Annotated in this window: 15 protein-coding genes; 7 read left to right on the forward strand and 8 right to left on the reverse strand. The window is 63.0% G+C overall.

All coding sequences use genetic code 11. The features are described from left to right. Window positions 1-102: 102 nt before the first annotated feature. The 4 genes from ABD906_RS08475 to ABD906_RS08490 form a co-directional block, all read right to left on the reverse strand. Entirely contained in the window at window positions 103-915 is an 813-nt protein-coding gene (locus ABD906_RS08475) for a TrmH family RNA methyltransferase (protein ID WP_345099078.1), read from the reverse strand. A 7-nt stretch (window positions 916-922) separates the two neighbouring features. After that, window positions 923-2,140, reverse strand: coding sequence for a choline ABC transporter ATP-binding protein (choV, locus tag ABD906_RS08480; protein WP_345099079.1), 1,218 nt, complete (start codon window positions 2,138-2,140; stop codon window positions 923-925). Continuing rightward, complete coding sequence (gene choW / locus ABD906_RS08485; RefSeq protein WP_345099080.1) at window positions 2,137-2,994, reverse strand: choline ABC transporter permease subunit; 858 nt, start codon at window positions 2,992-2,994, stop codon at window positions 2,137-2,139. Before choW ends, choV begins: the two co-directional genes overlap by 4 nt. Before the next feature lie 216 nt (window positions 2,995-3,210). Further along, on the reverse strand, window positions 3,211-4,158 hold the full coding sequence (locus ABD906_RS08490; protein ID WP_345099081.1) for a choline ABC transporter substrate-binding protein: 948 nt from the start codon (window positions 4,156-4,158) through the stop codon (window positions 3,211-3,213). A 356-nt stretch (window positions 4,159-4,514) separates the two neighbouring features. On the opposite strand from ABD906_RS08490, the gene ABD906_RS08495 reads away from it, so the two are divergent. Together ABD906_RS08495 and ABD906_RS08500 are read left to right on the forward strand one after the other, a co-directional pair. Continuing rightward, window positions 4,515-5,600 carry a DUF2333 family protein gene (locus tag ABD906_RS08495; RefSeq protein WP_345099082.1) on the forward strand — a complete coding sequence of 362 codons (1,086 nt, stop codon included), beginning with the start codon at window positions 4,515-4,517 and terminating at the stop codon, window positions 5,598-5,600. Between the two features lie 16 nt (window positions 5,601-5,616). Next, window positions 5,617-7,293 carry a formate--tetrahydrofolate ligase gene (locus ABD906_RS08500; RefSeq protein ID WP_345099083.1) on the forward strand — a complete coding sequence of 559 codons (1,677 nt, stop codon included), beginning with the start codon at window positions 5,617-5,619 and terminating at the stop codon, window positions 7,291-7,293. On the opposite strand, the gene ABD906_RS08505 is transcribed toward ABD906_RS08500, so the two are convergent. From ABD906_RS08505 to rnk, 3 genes are all read right to left on the reverse strand, one after another. After that, window positions 7,272-7,835, reverse strand: a complete 564-nt coding sequence (locus ABD906_RS08505; protein WP_345099236.1) for an ATP-binding cassette domain-containing protein — start codon at window positions 7,833-7,835, stop codon at window positions 7,272-7,274. The genes ABD906_RS08500 and ABD906_RS08505 overlap by 22 nt on opposite strands. Further along, window positions 7,832-8,980, reverse strand: a complete 1,149-nt coding sequence (locus ABD906_RS08510) for an ABC transporter transmembrane domain-containing protein (protein ID WP_345099084.1) — start codon at window positions 8,978-8,980, stop codon at window positions 7,832-7,834. The genes ABD906_RS08505 and ABD906_RS08510 overlap by 4 nt, the downstream gene beginning before the upstream one ends. A 345-nt stretch (window positions 8,981-9,325) precedes the next feature. Beyond that, window positions 9,326-9,754, reverse strand: coding sequence for a nucleoside diphosphate kinase regulator (rnk, locus tag ABD906_RS08515; RefSeq protein WP_345099085.1), 429 nt, complete (start codon window positions 9,752-9,754; stop codon window positions 9,326-9,328). A 175-nt stretch (window positions 9,755-9,929) separates the two neighbouring features. Between rnk and ABD906_RS08520 the strand changes: the two genes are divergently transcribed. From ABD906_RS08520 to ABD906_RS08530, 3 genes are all read left to right on the forward strand, one after another. Beyond that, window positions 9,930-10,775 (forward strand): phosphatase PAP2 family protein, encoded by an 846-nt coding sequence (locus ABD906_RS08520; RefSeq protein ID WP_345099086.1) that lies wholly within the window; start codon window positions 9,930-9,932, stop codon window positions 10,773-10,775. A gap of 274 nt (window positions 10,776-11,049) precedes the next feature. Then, on the forward strand, window positions 11,050-13,239 hold the full coding sequence (locus ABD906_RS08525) for an anthranilate synthase (RefSeq protein WP_345099237.1): 2,190 nt from the start codon (window positions 11,050-11,052) through the stop codon (window positions 13,237-13,239). Window positions 13,240-13,524: 285 nt separating this feature from the next. After that, window positions 13,525-14,403, forward strand: coding sequence for a cation diffusion facilitator family transporter (locus tag ABD906_RS08530; protein WP_345099087.1), 879 nt, complete (start codon window positions 13,525-13,527; stop codon window positions 14,401-14,403). 108 nt (window positions 14,404-14,511) lie between these two features. Here the strand turns inward: ABD906_RS08530 and ABD906_RS08535 are convergent, their stop codons facing one another. After that, entirely contained in the window at window positions 14,512-14,913 is a 402-nt protein-coding gene (locus tag ABD906_RS08535) for a YciI family protein (protein WP_345099088.1), read from the reverse strand. 1,226 nt (window positions 14,914-16,139) lie between these two features. Between ABD906_RS08535 and leuA the strand changes: the two genes are divergently transcribed. Together leuA and ABD906_RS08545 are read left to right on the forward strand one after the other, a co-directional pair. Then, window positions 16,140-17,846 (forward strand): 2-isopropylmalate synthase, encoded by a 1,707-nt coding sequence (gene leuA / locus ABD906_RS08540; RefSeq protein ID WP_345099089.1) that lies wholly within the window; start codon window positions 16,140-16,142, stop codon window positions 17,844-17,846. Window positions 17,847-17,952: 106 nt separating this feature from the next. Continuing rightward, window positions 17,953-18,753, forward strand: coding sequence for an alpha/beta fold hydrolase (locus tag ABD906_RS08545; protein WP_345099090.1), 801 nt, complete (start codon window positions 17,953-17,955; stop codon window positions 18,751-18,753). Window positions 18,754-18,790 lie beyond the last annotated feature (37 nt).

The following is an 18,790-nucleotide window of genomic DNA, read 5'->3' on the forward strand; positions in this document are numbered from 1 at the left end:
TTTTACACCGCCCGCAGCAGCTCCATGCCGCCGCTTCCGTGGACTAGTTTCTCACCGCCGTTCTCATCCTGACCGAGCTGACTTTGCATTCTCTGGCGATGTTCAGCGCTTCTCTCCCCGCCACAGCCGGTGCAACGCGATGGCCGAGGCCGCTGCCACGTTGAGACTGTCGAAATCGTGCCGCATGGCGATCCGCACGCTGGTGAGCCGCTCGAGGAGGTGAGGGGGCAAACCCGGCCCTTCAGCGCCGAGCAGCAGCGCCATCCGCTTGCTGGGCTTCACCTCTGTCATGTCAACCGTCCCGTGCGGGCTCATCGCCAGCACCTCGAAGCCGCGCGCCATCAGAGCATCCACCATCCCTTCGGCAGAACCCTCGCGCGCGAAGGGCACCTTGAGCGCGGCACCTACGGATACCCGTATCGCCTTCCGGTACAGCGGATCGCACGACCCCTGGTCCATCACCACCGCATCCGCGCCGAAGGCGGCCGCGTTGCGGAAGATCGAGCCCATATTGTCGTGGTTGGCGATTCCGGCGAGCGCCACCACCAGCGCATCCTCCGGCAGGCTGTCGAGCAGATTTTCGACGCCGGGTGTGTCCACCCTGCGACCGATGGCAAGCACGCCCCGGTGCATATGGAACCCGGCGATCCGGTCCATCACCTCGCCGCTCGCGACATAGACTGGCACGTGCTGCGGAACCCGTTCGAGCAGGGCCTGAGCACCTTCCACCCGGTTCTCCCGCAGGAAGACGGAATCCGCCTCGAACCGGGCATTGGAGAAGAGAACGTTTAGGACCGTCTTGCCCTCAGCGACGAACTTGCCCTCGCGCCCCACGAGATCACGCTCGCGGATGTCGCGGTAGGCGGCTATCCGCGGGTCGTCTGGGTCGGTGATCAGGATCAGGTCCCGTGCCAAGGCCTGGTCAGTCCTCAAGAATGATGCCGTCGTCGCGCGTCCGCATGACGGCCCGCAGCGTGTCGCGCACGCCGATCGAGCCCAGGAAGCGGCTGGCCTCGTCGAACACCGCAACCGGCGCCGTCTGCGACTGGTGCATGGCGTGCATCACGATCTTGAGCGGCGTTCCCGCCTGCGCCCAGTACACGACATTGCGGCCGGGAGGGATCATGCTCTTGTCCTCGCAGGAGATCCAGTCCGCGGGCCTCCCGTTCGACTCGGCGCCGACCACAAGCATGTTCCTGTCGAGCCTGAAGCGTGTCGTTCTGCGGCGGTCCAGCCACACCCAGCTGTCACCGGCGGGTTCCAGCTCCTTGACGTCGCGCATCACGTTGGCGGCGGTCAGCACCGACAGCGGGTTCACATGCGAGACGAATTCGCGCACGTAATCGTTGGCCGGATTGAGCACGATCTCCTCCGGCTTGCCCGACTGCACGATCCGCCCGCTCTGCATGATGGAAATGCGGTTGCCGATCTTGAGCGCCTCTTCCAGGTCGTGGCTCACGAATAGGATCGTCTTCTTGAGCCGCTGCTGCAGCTGCATGAGCTCGTCCTGCAGCTTGGCGCGGATCAGCGGGTCCAGCGCCGAGAAAGGCTCGTCCATGAGCAGGATCGGCGCCTCTGTCGCCAGCGCCCGGGCAAGCCCCACGCGTTGCTGCATGCCGCCCGAAAGCTCGTGCGCGTAGCGGTTTGCCCAGTCCTCAAGGCCCACCAGTTTCAGCTGTTCCATCACGCGTTCCTGCCGCTCCGGCTTGGAGAGGCCGGCGAGCTCCAGCCCGAAACCAACGTTCTGCGCCACCGTCCGCCAGGGCAGCAGTGCGAACTGCTGGAATACCATGGCCACGCCTTCGCGCCGGAGCTTGCGCAGCTCGTCGTCCGAGGCCTTGCCGACGGAAATGGCCTTGCCGCCGCCCCCGTCTACCAGCACTTCGCCGCGCTCCACCCTGGTCAGCCCGTTGACCGAGCGCAGCAGCGTTGACTTGCCCGAGCCGGAAAGCCCCATCAGCACGGAAATCTCGCCGTGCTTGACCGTGAGGTTGATGCCCGCGCAGCCGACCACGGCGCCGGTCTCCTGCGCGATCTCCTCACGGCTCTTGCCGGCGTCGATGAGAGGCAGCGCAGCCTTGCGCTGATTCTCGCTGCCGAAGACTACATCGACGTTGCGGAATTCGATGGCCGCCTTCATTTCACCGGCCTCCGGCCCAGCCGGGTGATGCGGTCAAGGATGATGGCGAGGACGACGATCGCCAGTCCCGCCTCGATGCCGAGCGGAATGTTGACGCTGTTGAGCGCGCGCACCACGGGCTTGCCGAGGCCGTTCGCGCCGATCAGCGCGGCGATCACCACCATGGAAAGCGACAGCATGATGCACTGGGTCATGCCGGCCATGATCGAGGGCAGGGCAGCCGGCAGTTCCACCTTCCGCAGGAGCTGCATCTTGGTCGCGCCAAAGGCGACACCTGCCTCGCGCAGCGGCGCCGGTACCGAAGTGATCCCCAGGTAGGTCAACCGGATGGGCGCGGGAATCGCGAAGATGACGGTGACGATTAGCCCCGGTGCCGCGCCCAGCCCGAACAGGATGAGTACGGGAATCAGATAGACGAAGGTCGGCAGCGTCTGCATGAGGTCGAGCACCGGCCGGATGATCCCGTAGATGCGCTCGCTGTGGGCAGCCCAGATACCGACCGGAACGCCGATCATCATCGACACGGCGGTTGCCGCCACCACGAGCACCAGCGTCTCCACGGCCTCGCGCCAGAGCCCCTGGTTGATGATGAGAAGCAGCCCGATCAGGGTTCCGATGGTGAGCCGCCAGGATCGCTGCAGCAGGAAGGCAAACCCAGTCACCGCGATCACCACCACGGACGCCGGCACCGCCAGCAGCAGTTCCACCAGCCCGCTGAGCACGCTGTCCAGACCGGCGGCGAGATTGTCGAAGAACCAGGCGAAATGCGCAGTCAGGAACTCAAAGAACTCGCGCCCCCACCGGCCGAGCGGGATTTTCCAGGTGGAGATCCAGGCAGTTATCGGGTCATCCATTGGCGGTGCGCATCCTTGAGGCCGTTGAAAGCCCTCATTCCTTTAGTTGGAGCGTTCGAGCAATTCCAGAAAACCGCAAGCCGGTTTGCGTGGATAAACCACGAATTAGACCATTTGAACCCCTGGAGGGAAGGTCCGGCGCTCATTTGCCGCCGTGGGGAGGAAGGGATGCGGCCCCGCGCGCAGCCGCGCTGAGCCGCAAGAAACAGTGCAGGATCAAAGTCCGAGAGCCTGTTTGACGGCCGCCACCGCATCGCCGCCGTCGAAGGTGGTCACGCCGTTGAGCCAGGGCTCGATCGCATCCGGATTGCGCTGCAGCCAGGCGGAGGCAGCTTCCTGCGGATCGGCGCCTTCGTCGAGGATGGCACCCATGATCTCGTTCTCCATGTCGAGCGAGAAGACGAGATTCTTCAGGAACTGTCCGACGTTCGGGCACTGTTCGGTAAAGCCGGTCCACACATTGGTGAGCACCGTCGCGCCGCCGTAGTCAGGGCCGAACACATCGTCCCCGCCTTCCAGATAGGCCATGTCGAACTTGGCGTTCATGGGATGCGGCTCCCAGCCCAGGAACACGATGGGCTCCTTGCGCTGGATGGCACGGCTCACCTGCGAGAGCATGCCGGCTTCCGAGCTCTCCACCAGTTCAAAGCCGGCGAGGCCGAACTTATTTTCCTCGATCATGCTGAGGATCAACCGGTTGCCGTCGTTGCCGGGCTCGATGCCATAAATCTTGCCCTTCAGCTCGTCCTTGAACTTGGCGATGTCCTCGAAGGATTTCAGCCCGGCGTCATAGGTGTACTGCGGTACGGCCAGCGTGTACTTGGCGCCTTCGAGATTGGTGACGAGCGTCTCCACCGAGCCCTTTTCGCGGTAGGGCGCGATGTCGGCCTCCATGGTCGGCATCCAGTTGCCGAGGAAGACGTCGATGTCCTTGTTGGCGAGCGAGGCATAGGTGACCGGCACCGACAGCATCTGCACCTCGGGCTGGTAGCCGAGCGCCTTGAGGATCACGGATGCGGTCGCCGTGGTGGCGGTGATGTCCGTCCAGCCCACGTCGGAGAAGGTGATCGACCGGCATTCTGCAGGCTCTGCCGCGAATGCGGAGCTCCCGAGCAGTGAAAGCACCAGTCCGAAACCTGCACCCAAACCCATCTTGCCTGCCATGACGATCTCCCGAGACTTTGGTTCGGCGGAATAATCGGTATGGCAGCGCCTCAACGCAAGCGCGAATTTGGCCTTGCCACAGGCAAGAGGGACAACGGGATGGCTATTTTTCGAAGGCCGGGCCGCGGCAGCCTCCCCGATTCCGCCCCCAGTCTGCCGGTTTCAGGGGGAGAAGTTTCAGGAGCCGCGTGGCACATGCCCAAGCCCTCACTCCACAGCCTGGAACTTCGGGCTTACGCTGCGGGTGACGCCGGTTGTTGCTTTGATGTAAAAGACATATGTCAGTGTGCAGCAAGGTCCACGGGGACAGGTTCTTGCGCGTTTGATGCCGTTCCCCTTCGCCGCAGGAGGCGTATTTGTTCGCAGCGATCGGTCGTTTCTTTTCGCGTCTTCTCCACTGGATCCTCTCTCCTTTCGCTGCCGTCGGGCGCTGGTATACGCGCCGGGGGTGGATTCTTCGGATCGTCGTCGGCTTCCTGGTTGTGCTCTTCGTGGGCCTCAACATCTACTTCATGGTACAGACGCAGGTCTGGACCAACTTCAACCCGGACTACCCGGAGCAATACGGCTTCGATGAGCGCAACACGTCCGCCGGCATGCAGCTTGCCGACACGGGCGCCGGTGCGCAGATCTGTTCGCCTTCGGCGATCGCGCAGGTCGCAGCCGACCTGATCGACTTCAACGTCGACCAGAACGCGTGGATCACTTCGATGCTGTTCTACAAGCTGGGCTTCTTCGGCATTGATTGGACCCACACGCCTTTCTTCGACAACAAGGCTGCCTTCCAGCGGGGCGTGAACCAGACCATCCGCCGTACCGCCGTGGAGCTCGTCGACACGCTGGGCCGCGTCCGCGGCACGTCGCAGATCGACAACGACCTGCAGAAGGCCCGCGAAAACATCCAGTTCAGCGAGGATGCCTGGTACTTCGGCCTGAACCCGTTCGGCCCCAAGACCCCGACCCCCTCCTTCTACCGCACGGCGGGAAGGGCTCTGCGCGACTTCAACGCCCGTCTTGAGCGCTGCGAGGCGGTCTTCGACGGCCGCGCCGACAACCTCATGCAGTTCCTCGACCGCATTGCGGGCGATCTCGGCTCCACCTCGGCGATCCTGCGCGAGCGGTCGGAAAACCACAACGGCGGCTGGTTCGACTTCCGCGCCGATGACCGCTTCTGGTTCGCCTACGGCCAGCTCTACGGTTACTACGGCTTGCTCAAGGCCGCCCACGCCGACTTTCGCGAGGTGATCCAGCAACGCAACCTGGGGACGCTCTGGAAGGACACCGAGCAGCAGTTGCGCGCGGCCCTGAACATCACGCCCTTCATCATTTCCAACGGCCGGGAAGACGGCTGGATCATGCCGACGCATCTTGCCACCATGGGTTTCTACATCCTCCGCGTCCGCTCGAATCTGGTCGAGCTGCGGCAGGTTCTGGATCGCTGACGAAAGAGGGCTGTGCATGGCGCACGTGAAGACCGACATCGAAATCGCCCGTGAGGCGTCCTGGAAACCGATCCAGGAAATCGGCGCTGGGCTGGGCATCCCGCAGGAGCATCTTCTTCCCTACGGGCACGACAAGGCCAAGGTGTCGAGCGCGTTCATCGCCTCGCTGGCCGACCGGCCGGACGGCAAGCTCGTCCTCGTCACCGCCATCAACCCGACGCCCGCGGGCGAGGGCAAGACAACGACCACGATCGGCCTCGGCGACGCCCTGAACCGCATCGGCAAGAAGGCCATCATCTGCGTGCGCGAACCCTCGCTGGGCCCCAGCTTCGGCATGAAGGGCGGCGCGGCCGGTGGCGGCTATGCGCAGGTGATCCCGATGGAGGACATCAACCTTCACTTCACGGGCGATTTCCACGCGATCACCTCCGCCCACAACCTGCTCGCGGCGATGATCGACAACCATGTCTACTGGGGCAATTCGCTCGGCATAGACACGCGCCGCATCACCTGGCGCCGCGTGATGGACATGAACGACCGCGCCCTGCGCGACATCGTTGTCGGACTGGGGACCGGCAACGGCTTCCCGCGCGAGACCGGCTTCGACATCACGGTGGCCTCCGAGATCATGGCCATTCTCTGTCTCGCGCGCGACCTGAAGGACCTCGAGGAGCGGCTCGGCAACATCATCATCGGCTACCGCTACGACAAGACGCCGGTCTATGCCCGCGACCTAAAGGCCGATGGCGCCATGGCCGTGCTGCTGCGTCAGGCCATGCAGCCGAACCTCGTCCAGACCATCGAGAACAACCCGGCTTTCGTCCATGGCGGTCCCTTTGCCAACATCGCCCATGGCTGCAACTCGGTCATCGCCACCACCACGGCCCTGAAGCTGGCCGACTACGTGGTGACGGAGGCGGGTTTCGGCGCTGATTTAGGCGCGGAGAAGTTCTTTGACATCAAGTGCCGCAAGGCGGGCCTCAAGCCTGCCGCCGCTGTGATCGTTGCCACCGTCCGCGCCCTCAAGATGAACGGCGGCGTGAGGAAGGAAGACCTCGGCACCGAAAATGTCGAGGCGGTTATGGCCGGGTGCCCGAACCTCGGCCGCCACATCGAGAACGTGCGGCAGTTCGGCGTGCCGCTCGTCGTCGCCATCAACCACTTCCACTCCGATACCGAGGCAGAAATCCGTGCGGTGAAGGACTATGTTGCCCGCATGGGCTGCGAGGCCATTCTTTGCAACCATTGGGCAGAAGGCTCAGCCGGTGCGGTCGAGCTTGCCCAGAAGGTGGTGGAGCTCGCGGAGCATGGGGCCTCCAACTTCGCTCCGCTCTACGTCGACGAGATGCCGCTGCTTGAAAAGATGGAAACCATCGTCAAGCGCATCTACCGCGGCGCTGGCGTGGTGGCCTCCGACACGATCCAGGCCCAGTTGCGCCGCTGGGAGGAGGAGGGCTACGGCCATCTCCCGGTCTGCATGGCGAAGACGCCTTACTCCTTCTCGGCGGATCCGTCGGTTCTCGGAGCTCCGACCGGCCATGTGGTGCCCATCCGCGAGGTGCGGCTGTCGGCGGGTGCAGGGTTCGTCGTCGCCATCTGCGGTGACATCATGACCATGCCCGGCCTGCCGCGGGTGCCCGCGGCAGAACGTATCTTCCTCTCGCCCGAGGGCTATGTGGAGGGGCTTTCCTGAGCACTGCCCGGCGCTGCCCTCTGGGCCGCGCGGGCAGCTGCGCGGGCGCGTGAGAGGGAGAGGCTGGCATAGCCGCTGACCCGCGCGTGGGGATGGTGGCTGACGGCCACGATCGAACAGCCGGCCAGTCGGTCATGGATGATCTCCAGCACCCTTTTCTCGGTCTCCGGGTCCAGCTCCGAGGTCGCTTCATCGAGCACCAGGACGGGCCGCGCGGCAAGGATTGCCCGTGCGATCAGCACTCGCTGGCGCTCACCGCCGCTGAGTCTGCATCCGTTCCGGCCGAGGGGTGTGTCGAGCCATTCTTCCTCGTCCTGGCCGGGCGGTGGACGAAGGCCGAGCTCCCTGAGCAACTGCAGGATTACGGCCCGGTTCTGGTTCGCATGTCCGTAGGCCACGTTCTCGTGGAGCGGACGGTCGAACAGGGGCGCCCCCTGGGAGACGATACAGAAGGTTTCCGCCTTCTCCCGCGTGGAGAGGTCCTGCACGTTCCTGCCTGCCACGAGTACCCGTCCGCCGGTCGGCGTGAGCTGTCCGGTCAGGAGCTTGAGGAAGGTCGTTTTTCCGGCGCGCTGCTGCCGTGGATCAGTTGATGCGAGCCCGGCCGGATCTCCAGCTCCACACGATCCAGGATTTGCTCCCTCGGACGATAGCCGAAGCTCACTTTCTCGGCCTGGATGAGGGGAGGGGTGGCTCTCTTCCGTGAAGTCGATGCCGGTACTGACCCCGCGCCGCGCCGTCGGGTATCGCCTTGCCGGCGGTAACCGATGGAGGTGAGCACCGAGGCGAGGTGATGATAGTGCTCGAAGAAGGAATTGAGCGCCCGCCCGGTGCTTTCCAGTTGTCCGTAGGTCAGCATGGTCAGGACGAACAGGGCGAGGAACGTGCCGTCTCCCGCCGTCCTCGCGCTGTGGCTGATCATCAGGAAGGCCCCCAGTACGCCCGCAAGGATCAGCCGCTGGGTGGCGTCAGCCCGGTCCACGGACGCCTGTGACGCGCGATAGGTGCTCTTCTCCAGTCTGAGAAAGCGGTCGAGCCGCCGCCGCTCATGGTCGAACGTGTTGTTGTGCTGTATGGCGGTGACATTGGCGATCGCGTCGGCGATCTGCGCGGACACGGCCGCGGTCGACTGCACGGCCTGCTGTACGCGCTCCGCATTCCGTTTGAACAGGAAAAGGGACAGCCAGAGATAGGCGAGCAGGACCACAAGGAAAATCGTACCGGAAAACGGGCTCATCCAGATGGCGAACAGCACGGCCGCGCCGGCCAGGAAAAGCAGCCGTGAAAAGATGGCGATGGATTCGTGAACAAGTGTCTGCGCCGCGTGCGACCCGGTCGAGAGGCTCGATTCGACCCATCCCTCGTTGTGATCGTGGAAGAATGTGAGCGGCTTGCGGATGATGGAGTCGAACAGGATCTCCTTGCTTGCTTTGCGCACATGCTGAAGTAGTGCGTTGTTGGCTGAAGCCGAGGCATAAAGGGCTACCGGGGTGGCCACGAGCGTCGCGACGAGCAACGTGACGATCTCCTGCCGGTTCGTGAGGGTACGGACGAAGGCCGAGACCAGCACCGGCTGGAGCAGGATGACCGAGATTGACTGCACCGACGTCAGCACGCTGAGGAAGGTCAGCCAGATCCCTTGGCGCGTGCGCGAAATCTCGGCGAGAAACGCAAGGGAGGCTTTCATGCCCCGTCTGTTCCCCAATCCGTCCCGGCTCGTGCCTTTTCGGACCGGCTGCAGGGATGGAGGCTAGGCGGAAATTCTGTGGTGGTTTTCTGGCCGATACATCTCATGAACATGATTACTTCTTTATAAAGCAAATAAAAAATTGTACGTATTGCAAGAAGAGTAGACGGTAAGATGTTGATAATATTCAATTATTGAACGGGAATATTAGTTGTCGTCACACTTGGCTGCCATTGTGTATGGCCGGCCTAGACTGGCGGTGAACGGGCAAAAAGCAAAACCCCTGCCGGGCGGCAAGGGCTACGGATGAAACCTGGAGTTGAGACGGACCGAAGCGTGCAGCAGCTATCGCGCTGCCGCTTCTGCCTTTTCCGGTGCGCCTTCGGGTTGGACAGACACGATTTTCAGCCGGTGCAGCTTGCCGCTGCGATCCGTCCAGTCGATGGACTGACCGACGGACAGGCCGATCAGCGCGGTGCCGACGGGCGTGGTCACGGAAATCTTGCCCTTCTGGATATCGGCCTCGACAGGGAAGACCAGCGTCACCGTCTGCGGCTCGCCGTCATCGGCCGTGTAGGTCAGCGTCGATCCCATGCGCACCACTTTTGCGGGCAGCGCGTTGTCATCCACGACATGAGCGCGCTCGAGTTCAGCGATCATGGTTTCGGCGAAGGTGGGATCCTTTGCCTCCATGGTCTCCGCGAGCCCGAGAAGGCGGTCGTGGTCGGTTCTGCAAAGCGTGATGCGAGGCTTGGGCCCGGGTTTCCTGTGCATTCGTCAAACTCACTTTTCCGGTTGATCCGGTGATGGAAGTTGATGCGCCTTCGGATAGACTTGCCGCCACGTTCAGGCGATTATCTGCGCCCCCGTGGTTCGGAGGCGCGGCCGAACCCCGGGGCTAGTGTCCGGCGATCGGACACACCCTGACAAAGCAACGATTCTGCGAAACGTGGGTCACCATGACCTCAAGGTGGTGCAGGAACCGGGTCTTGTCAAGAATAGCAAAAAAGTTGTTCTGAATAACATTGCCTCCAGGGGGGTGCGATTATTCAATAAGGTACGGTTGCAAGAAATGAATTTTGAGAACGAGAAACTTACTCCGCCGAAACTGCCGCTTTTCAAGGGAATGCGCTTTGGCCGGGATGCCGTGGTGCCTGCAATCGTGTTCGGCTGCCTCGCGCTGGGGATCTATTTCTTCTTGGTCATCGCCGGCAAGGTTGCGGACGGGGAGATCCGCAATTTTGACGTCTCGCTCCTGCTTTTCTTCAGGGATGCCTCGGACCCGTCCCGGCTGATCGGTCCGCCGTGGCTGCCGAAGAGGGTTGTCGAGCTGAGTGCCCTGGGAAGCACGTCAGTCGTCATCTTGGCGCTCGTGCTGGTGGTTGGTTTCCTGCTGACCCTGCGGCGGTATGGGCCCGCGCTGTTTATGTTCCTGTCCGTGGCGCTCGGCTGGCTCATTTCGTCCGCGCTCAAGCAGTTCTATGACCGCCCGCGCCCGAACATTGTGGAGCATCTGGACAGCGCATCCTCGGCCAGCTTCCCGAGCGGCCATGCGATGATGAGCACGGTGATCTATCTGACCATGGCCGTCGTGGTGGCGCATTTCTACCGGGAGACGCGGGTGCGGGTTTATGTCCTGTTCGTAGCCGTTCTCGTGCCGGCGCTTGTGGGGATCACGCGCATCATGCTGGGAGTCCATTGGCCGAGCGACGTGCTGGCCGGTTGGTCGTTGGGCGTGGCATGGGCCAGCTTCCTGTGGCTAGTGATGCGATTTCTTGGACACCGGCAGCAGTGAGACCGACAGCTCCGTGTGATGGCCCTGGCTGATCCCGCCGTCGTCGGATTTGCGCGGGAACCTCGCAATTCCTGTTGCGCGAACGTGCGTTCAAAGCTATGGATTGGACCATGATGACGACGATCGCAATCCTCGGCTGGTGGTGGTGGGCTCGCTGAACAGCGGCCACGCGATCGTTTGCGCATCGTTTCGGGAAATCGGATGGCCGCTGGTAGTGAACCAGGCGGCCATTTTTGTATGGCTTCCTGGGAGCAGCGCAGGAAGGGAGAGCATGATGACTGTTGAGACGTTGCCGGATGGCACGGAGCGCTTTGTGACCAAGGGGGGAGTTGTCATTCTCCGGTCCCGGCAGGGGGTGAACTACGCGACTGCGATCGACGAATGCGTGGATGCCCTGGACACCCGCCGCGGGGCGGTATTCTCCTCCAACTACGAATATCCGGGCCGCTACACCCGCTGGGACACCGCTATCGTCGATCCTCCCGTCGCCATCTCTGCCCGCGGACGCGCCATGAAGCTCGAGGCGCTGAACCGCCGCGGCGAGCAGATGCTGCGCCCGATTGCGGCCGCGGTTGCCGCCCTGCCGGTCGTGACCATCACCTCGCGCTCTCCCTCGCTGGTTGAGCTCACAGTGGCGGAGCCCGATCGCGTCCTGACCGAGGAAGAACGCTCCCGCGCCCCGTCCGTCTTCACCGTCCTGCGCGCCATCACGGACCAGTTCCGCACCGACAACGACAGCAATCTCGGCCTCTATGGCGCCTTCGGCTATGATCTCGCCTTCCAGTTCGATCCGGTGAAGCTGCACCTGGAGCGCCCCGCAAGCCAGCGCGACCTGCTGCTTTACATCCCCGACGAGATCCTGGTGGTCGACCACTACAACGCTTCCGCATGGCGCGACCGTTACGAGTTCTCGGGCGAGGACTTCACGACCGAAGGGCTTCCCCGCGAGATCAGGGAAGTACCGTATGTACCGTCCACGACCATTCCGCCGCATGGCGATCACCAGCCCGGCGAATACGCGAAGCTGGTCGAGAAGGCCAAGGAAAGCTTCCGTCGCGGCGACCTGTTCGAGGTCGTTCCCGGCCAGATGTTCTTCGAGCGCTGCGAGAACAAGCCTTCCGCCATCTCCCGCCGCTTGAAGGAGATCAATCCGTCTCCCTATTCCTTCTTCATCAATCTCGGCGAGAACGAGTACCTCATCGGCGCCTCGCCCGAGATGTTCGTGCGCGTGAGCGGTCGCCGCGTCGAGACCTGCCCGATCTCCGGCACCATCAAGCGCGGCCAGGACGCCATCGAGGACTCCGAGCAGATCCTCAAGCTCCTCAACTCCAAGAAGGACGAGGCTGAGCTGACCATGTGCTCGGATGTGGACCGCAACGACAAGAGCCGCGTCTGCGAACCGGGCTCTGTCCGCGTGATCGGTCGCCGCCAGATCGAGATGTATTCGCGCCTGATCCACACGGTGGATCACATCGAGGGTCGCCTGCGCGAGGGCATGGACGCGTTCGACGCTTTTCTGAGCCACGCCTGGGCCGTGACCGTCACCGGCGCGCCGAAGCTCTGGGCCATGCGCTTCATTGAGGAGCACGAGAAGAGCCCGCGCGCCTGGTATGGCGGCGCCATTGGCATGGTGCACTTCAATGGCGACATGAACACCGGTCTCACCCTGCGCACCATCCGCATCAAGGACGGCATCGCCGAGGTTCGCGCCGGCGCGACCCTTCTCATCGACTCCAATCCGGAAGAGGAGGAAGCCGAGACCGAACTCAAGGCATCCGCGATGCTTGCCGCGATCCGTGACGCCGGCAAGGTTGGCGCCGCGCCGGAGACCCGCGCCGTGAAGAAGGTGGGCGAAGGCGTGAAGATCCTTCTGGTGGACCACGAGGACTCTTTCGTCCACACGCTGGCGAACTACTTCCGCCAGACGGGCGCGACCGTGACCACCGTTCGCACGCCGGTGCCCGACGAGATCTTCGACCGGCTGCAGCCTGACCTCGTGGTGCTTTCGCCCGGACCTGGCACACCGCAGGACTTCGACTGCACGGCCACGATCCGTAAGGCGCGCAGCCGCAACCTGCCCATTTTCGGCGTCTGCCTTGGCCTTCAGGCCCTGGCGCTCGCCTTTGGCGGCGAGCTGCGCCAGCTGCATGAGCCGGTCCACGGCAAGCCGTCGCGCATCCGCGTGGACAACAGGAGCATCGTCTTCTCGGGCCTCCCGCAGGAGGTGACGGTCGGCCGCTATCACTCGATCTTCGCCGATCCCTCGACCCTGCCGCGCGAGTTCAACGTCACCGCGGAGACCGACGACGGCATCATCATGGCGATAGAGCACGTGAGCGAGCCGATTGCCGCGGTTCAGTTCCATCCCGAGTCGATCATGACCCTCGGCCACAACGCCGGCATGAAGATGATCGAGAATGTCGTCGCGCATCTTCCCCGCAAGGTGAAGGTCGCGGCAGCCTGATGGGTCTTGGGGAAAGGCGGTGCATCCGCCTTTCCCCAACATCGCCTTCACGCGACGGACACGATTGTCGAGCGCAAGCGCCGGTGTCAGTGCGGGAAGAGGTGGGCACGCTTGTTTGGGTTCAGTTACGACTGCTGCACTCTGCGCATGGGTGGTCGCTAATTTCGCTCTTGTGAATCGGGTCGGCAGGGATTAGGAAGCGCGCATTCTGAACCTATCAATTGATCCGGGCCCGGCCTTGCGGCTGGGTCTTTGTGCTTGGAAGAACGGAAGGACAGAGCCAGCATGTCAGCCAGGACGGTCCGTCGCCTGTCCTTCTGGACGATCATCGTCGGAACTGCGGTTCTTGCCCTCAAGCTCCTGGCCTGGAAGCTCACGGGCTCCGTGGCCCTGCTCTCCGACGCGCTGGAGTCGATCGTCAACGTCGTGGCGTCCCTGATGGTCTTCTATGCCATCCGCCTCGCGGCCAAGCCGGCGGATGACGACCATCCCTTCGGGCATTTCAAGGTCGAATACTTTTCGGCCGTGATCGAAGGCATCCTGATCCTGATCGCAGCTGCTCTGATCGCTCGTGAGGCCATCATGGCCTTCAACGAGCCGCGCATCCTTGATGCGCCGGTCGAGGGCATTGCCCTCAACCTGCTCGCGAGCGTCATCAATGGCGCCTGGGGAACCCTGCTCATGCGCATGGGGCGCAAGGCGCGTTCGCCCGCGCTGGCCGCCGACGGCCGCCATCTGTGGACAGACGTTCTGACCTCCGGCGGTGTCGTCCTCGGGCTGCTGCTTGCGCTGGCCACCGGCTGGCTGTGGCTCGACCCGCTGCTCGCCGTCATCATGGCCATCTCGATCATCTTCCACGGCGGGCGGCTGGTGATTTCTTCCGTCCAGGGACTGATGGACGCCGCCATGGAAGCGGAGGACCTGGCTCTGGTCGAGCGGATAATCCGCGAGGAAAGCGCCGGTGCCCTTGAGTTCCACGACCTCAGGACGCGTGAGGCCGGTCGCGCCCGCTTCATCGAATTCCATCTTGTCGTACCCTCCGACATGACCGTGGAGGAGTCGCACGCGATCTGCGACCGCATCGAGGATGCCCTGGAAGACCAGCTGCCGGGGGCGCGTGTAACCATTCACGTCGAGCCGGAATTCAAGGCGAAGCACGTCTGACAGGACCGCCGCCATCCACGGCGGTCGAGTTCACGGCGACTAATGGGAGCGGCCCGACGGCCGCCCCTCCCACGGCTCCGCGGGATTTCCGGCAAGCCTGTCGCCGGCCTATGGCATGTCCGGATATTTTTCCACCAGCTCGCGGATCTCGTCCGGATAGTCGTCGTCGCCCATGATTTGCCGGATCTCGATCGTCTCGTTGGGCCGGGCAGGGCACTTCCTGGCCCATTCGATGGCTTCCTGAAGCGAGCCCACCTCGATGATCCAGTAGCCGCCCACCACCTCCTTGGCCTCGGCAAAGGGGCCGTCGGTCACCACCGGCTTGCCGCTGGCGAACGACACCCGCGCCCCCATGGACGGCGGATGCAGGCCGTTGATGTCGCGCAGGATGCCCGCCTTCTGCAGCTCGTCGTTGTATTTCATCATTGCCTCTACGGCGTCCGCAGGCGGCATGGTCCCGGGTTCTGCCGTTTCGTACCCGGCGGGTATCATCAGCATCATGAACTTCATTCGCTCCTCCTGTTATCATTGGCTGTCCTTGCCGCAGGATACGCATCCGGCGGACGTTTCCTCCTCAGGACGATCCTGTTGCCTCGGACCCGACATGTCGAGGGCGGCCAAAAAATGCGGATGCCCTTTCCGTATTCGTTTCAGGTTGCTTCTTCTCCGAACTATCGTATAAGTTGTATTATACACTGAATTTGACGACAAATGCGTGTGTATGTATGAGCAACCGATCGGGGACTGGACGTTGCGGTATGGGCGTTGGCCGTTGCCGAACGCGCCATGAAGGTCGGACGCTGTCAGTTGGAAATGAGGCTCGAGGTGGCGCCAACGATCCACACGTTCGTGGCACGCTTCGCCTCGGCTGTATTCGCGGATTGCGTGATCGCCCCGTAGCCGGATGGGTGCTTGGCACCGCCGTGGGCTCGACCGACTTGGTTCTCGGGAGCGTGCCATTCTGTGCGGTGGTTCCTGCGCTTCTGCATTTCGGGGCTGAGAATGAGGTTGAGGCCGTCTCTGAGGGTCGGAAAGGAGCAGAATGATGCCTGACGGATGGGAATTTCTAGCCATTCAGTTCTGTTGTTGTGCAACCGGTCTTGCATTTTTCGGGCTGGTTCACCTGCACCATCGTTGCGAATGCCGTCGCGTCCCTATCAGTCTGAGGTCGCTTGCGAACCAGCGCGCCGGAGTCCTTGAGAAAATTCAGCACATCCGTGAAGCGAGAGCGGCAGCTCAGTGCGAAGCGTGCAGGTCCGCGAATGGGCGTCCACGGCATCACATCGGTGTGTGACTGCAATGTAACCGGCGTTTACGGCTCGGGGAATGATTGAACACAAGTCAGGCCACGTTCCTTCTTGGCCAATGCCTGCATTTTTCAGGCAGTCATGCCGGTGTCTTGTCGCTGTCCGGTGATGGCCCTGCCACCTTTACAATTGTTACCAACAACACGCGAACGACGAAAAAAACTTGCGTCCCTCGACTGGCTCCGCTATCAAGCTGACCATGACTTACCGGGAACGCACAGACGGGTTCTATCCTGACGCCGCAGCGATGGCTGCGGGCACGCTCCCGCTTTCTCCGCTTCTTCTTCTCGGCCTTATTGGCGATCGCCGGGTCCGTTGAAGGAGCGCCCGGCGGTCGATCGCCGGCGCGGCGCAGCTCCTTCGACGAGTCGAACCAGCAATCCAGACATATTCGGAAGGCGCGGGCATCTGCCCGCAAGGAGTAAGCGAATGGACGTGAAGAATCCGCACCCGCAGGTTGGCCGCAAGGGCATGCCGAACGCGAGCTGCAAGTATCAGCCCTATCCCCTGGTCAACCTGCCGGATCGCACCTGGCCGTCGAAGCGTATCGAGAAGGCGCCGATCTGGTGTTCGGTGGACCTGCGTGACGGCAATCAGGCGCTGATCGATCCCATGGGGCATGACCGCAAGGCGCGCATGTTCGCGCTGCTGCTCGACATGGGCTTCAAGGAAATCGAGATCGGCTTTCCGTCCGCCTCGCAGACGGATTTCGACTTCACCCGCTGGGTGATCGAGGAAGGCAATGTGCCGGATGACGTCAGCCTGCAGGTGCTGGTGCAGTGCCGTCCCGAGCTGATCACGCGCACCTTCGAGGCGCTGGAAGGCGCAAGGAACCCCATCGTGCACTTCTACAACTCGACGAGCGAGCTGCAGCGGCGCGTCGTGTTCGGCAAGGATGTGGCTGGCATCAAGGAGATCGCCACCGACGCGGCCAAGATGATCACCGATATGGCGGCCAGGGCGGGCGGCGGCTACCGCTTCGAGTATTCTCCGGAGAGCTTCACCGGCACCGAGCTGGAAGTGGCGCTGGAGATCTGCAACGCCGTCATCGAGATCGTCAATCCGACGCCGGACAACAAGATGATCATCAACCTGCCGGCGACCGTCGAGATGTCGACGCCCAACATCTACGCCGATCAGATCGAGTGGATGTGCCGAAACATCGACCGCCGCGATTCCGTGATCATCTCGCTGCATCCGCATAACGACCGCGGCACGGCCGTGGCCGCCACGGAACTGGCGCTGATGGCTGGCGCCGACCGCGTCGAGGGTACCCTGTTCGGCAACGGTGAGCGCACCGGCAACGTGGACATCGTCACCCTGGCGCTCAACATGTATACCCAAGGCATCGATCCGGAGCTGGATTGCAGCCAGATCAACCGGATCAAGGAAGTCTTCGAGTACTCGAACCAGCTGCGCATCCACGAGCGTCACCCCTACGTGGGCGAGCTGGTCTACACGGCCTTCTCCGGTTCGCATCAGGACGCGATCAACAAGGGCATGAAGGCGCTCTCCGCCTCCAACAAGGAGCTGTGGGAGGTGCCCTACCTGCCGATCGATCCGCAGGACGTGGGCCGCACCTACGAGGCGATCATCCGCATCAACTCGCAGTCTGGCAAGGGCGGCATCGCCTACGTGCTGCAGGCCGACTACGGGCTGAATCTGCCGCGCAACCTGCAGATCGAGTTCCGTGAGGACATCCAGGCCATCGCCGACGCCGAGGGCAAGGAGTTGCCGTCCGCCCGCATCTATGAGCGCTTCCTGGATCTCTACGTGCGCCAGCCGGATGCCCGCCTGAAGTTCGTGGAGCACCAGACGTTCCCTGATCCGGAGGTCAAGGGCCGCCGCATTGTCGAGGCCACGATTACCGACAATGGCAAGGAGGTGACGATTACCGGTCACGGAACGGGTCCGATCGACGGCTTCATCAACGGCCTGTCGAAGTATCTGGGCGTCCCGATGACGGTGGTCGACTATTCCGAGCATTCGCTTCAGAAGGGGGCCGATGCTGCCGCCATCTGCTACATGGAGGTGGAGCACCCGGGCGGCCGCCTGTTCGGCGTGGGCATTAACACCAACATCGTCGTTGCCTCGCTCGAGGCGGTGGTTTCCGCCGTCAACCGCGTCATCGGCTGACCGCTCACGGATGAATTTGGTCGACTCGGCTCCGACAGTGGGGCCGGGTAGGCTTGCGTCATCCCGTTGGACCTGCTTGGATCGCCCGATGAGGCAGGATTGCAGCATGTCCAGAGGGGACGACAATCGTCGGGCCGCCGGTGCCGAAACCGGACCGGCGGGCCTTTATGCGCGCGAAATCCCGGGCGAGGGCGATGAAGCCCTCGTTCTGCTGCACGGCTTCGGCGGCAGCCACCACATCTGGGATGAAGTGATCGCGCACCTCGATTCATCCCGTCCGATACTGGCCTACGACCTTCCCGGACACGGTAAGTCCCTCGACGCTTTCCGCGACGGTGCGGCCGCGTCCTTCGCCCGGATGATCCTGGCCGATCTCAATGCCCGCGGGATGGTATCCGTTCACCTAGTCGGGCATTCGCTGGGCGGAGCGGTATCGGTCCTTGTGGGGCTGTTTGAACCGCAGCGGGTTCGCTCCATGACGCTGTTGGCGCCCGGCGGATTCGGGCCTGAAATCAACGCGTCGCTGTTGCAGCAGCTTGCCCGCTCGGAAACGGAGGAAGATATCGCCAGCAGCCTTCGCGCCATGGCGGCGCCGTCCTTCGCGCCTTCGGAGACACTTGTCCGGCAGACATGGAAGGAACGTTCCGTACCGGGCCAGCGCGAAACGCTTGAACGGCTCTTTGCGCGGATCGTGCGCGATGGCCGCCAGGGGGCCTTCACCGCCGCGCAGCTCGCAACCCTCACGATCCCGGTTCAGCTCGTCTGGGGCGAGCTCGATCCTGTGTTGCCTGTGCAGCAGGCGGCAAACGCTCCGGCGGATTTCCAGGTGAAGCGTCTTCCTGGCCTCGGCCATATGCTGCCGCTGGAGGCCCCGCGTGAAATGGCACGCCTGATTTGCGGCATTTAGGGCTAAATTCCGGTTCCGCGGTCGCAAACGGCACACG

It is taken from the genome of Chelativorans composti, from assembly GCF_039541695.1.
Classification (GTDB): Bacteria; Pseudomonadota; Alphaproteobacteria; order Rhizobiales; family Rhizobiaceae; genus Chelativorans; species Chelativorans composti.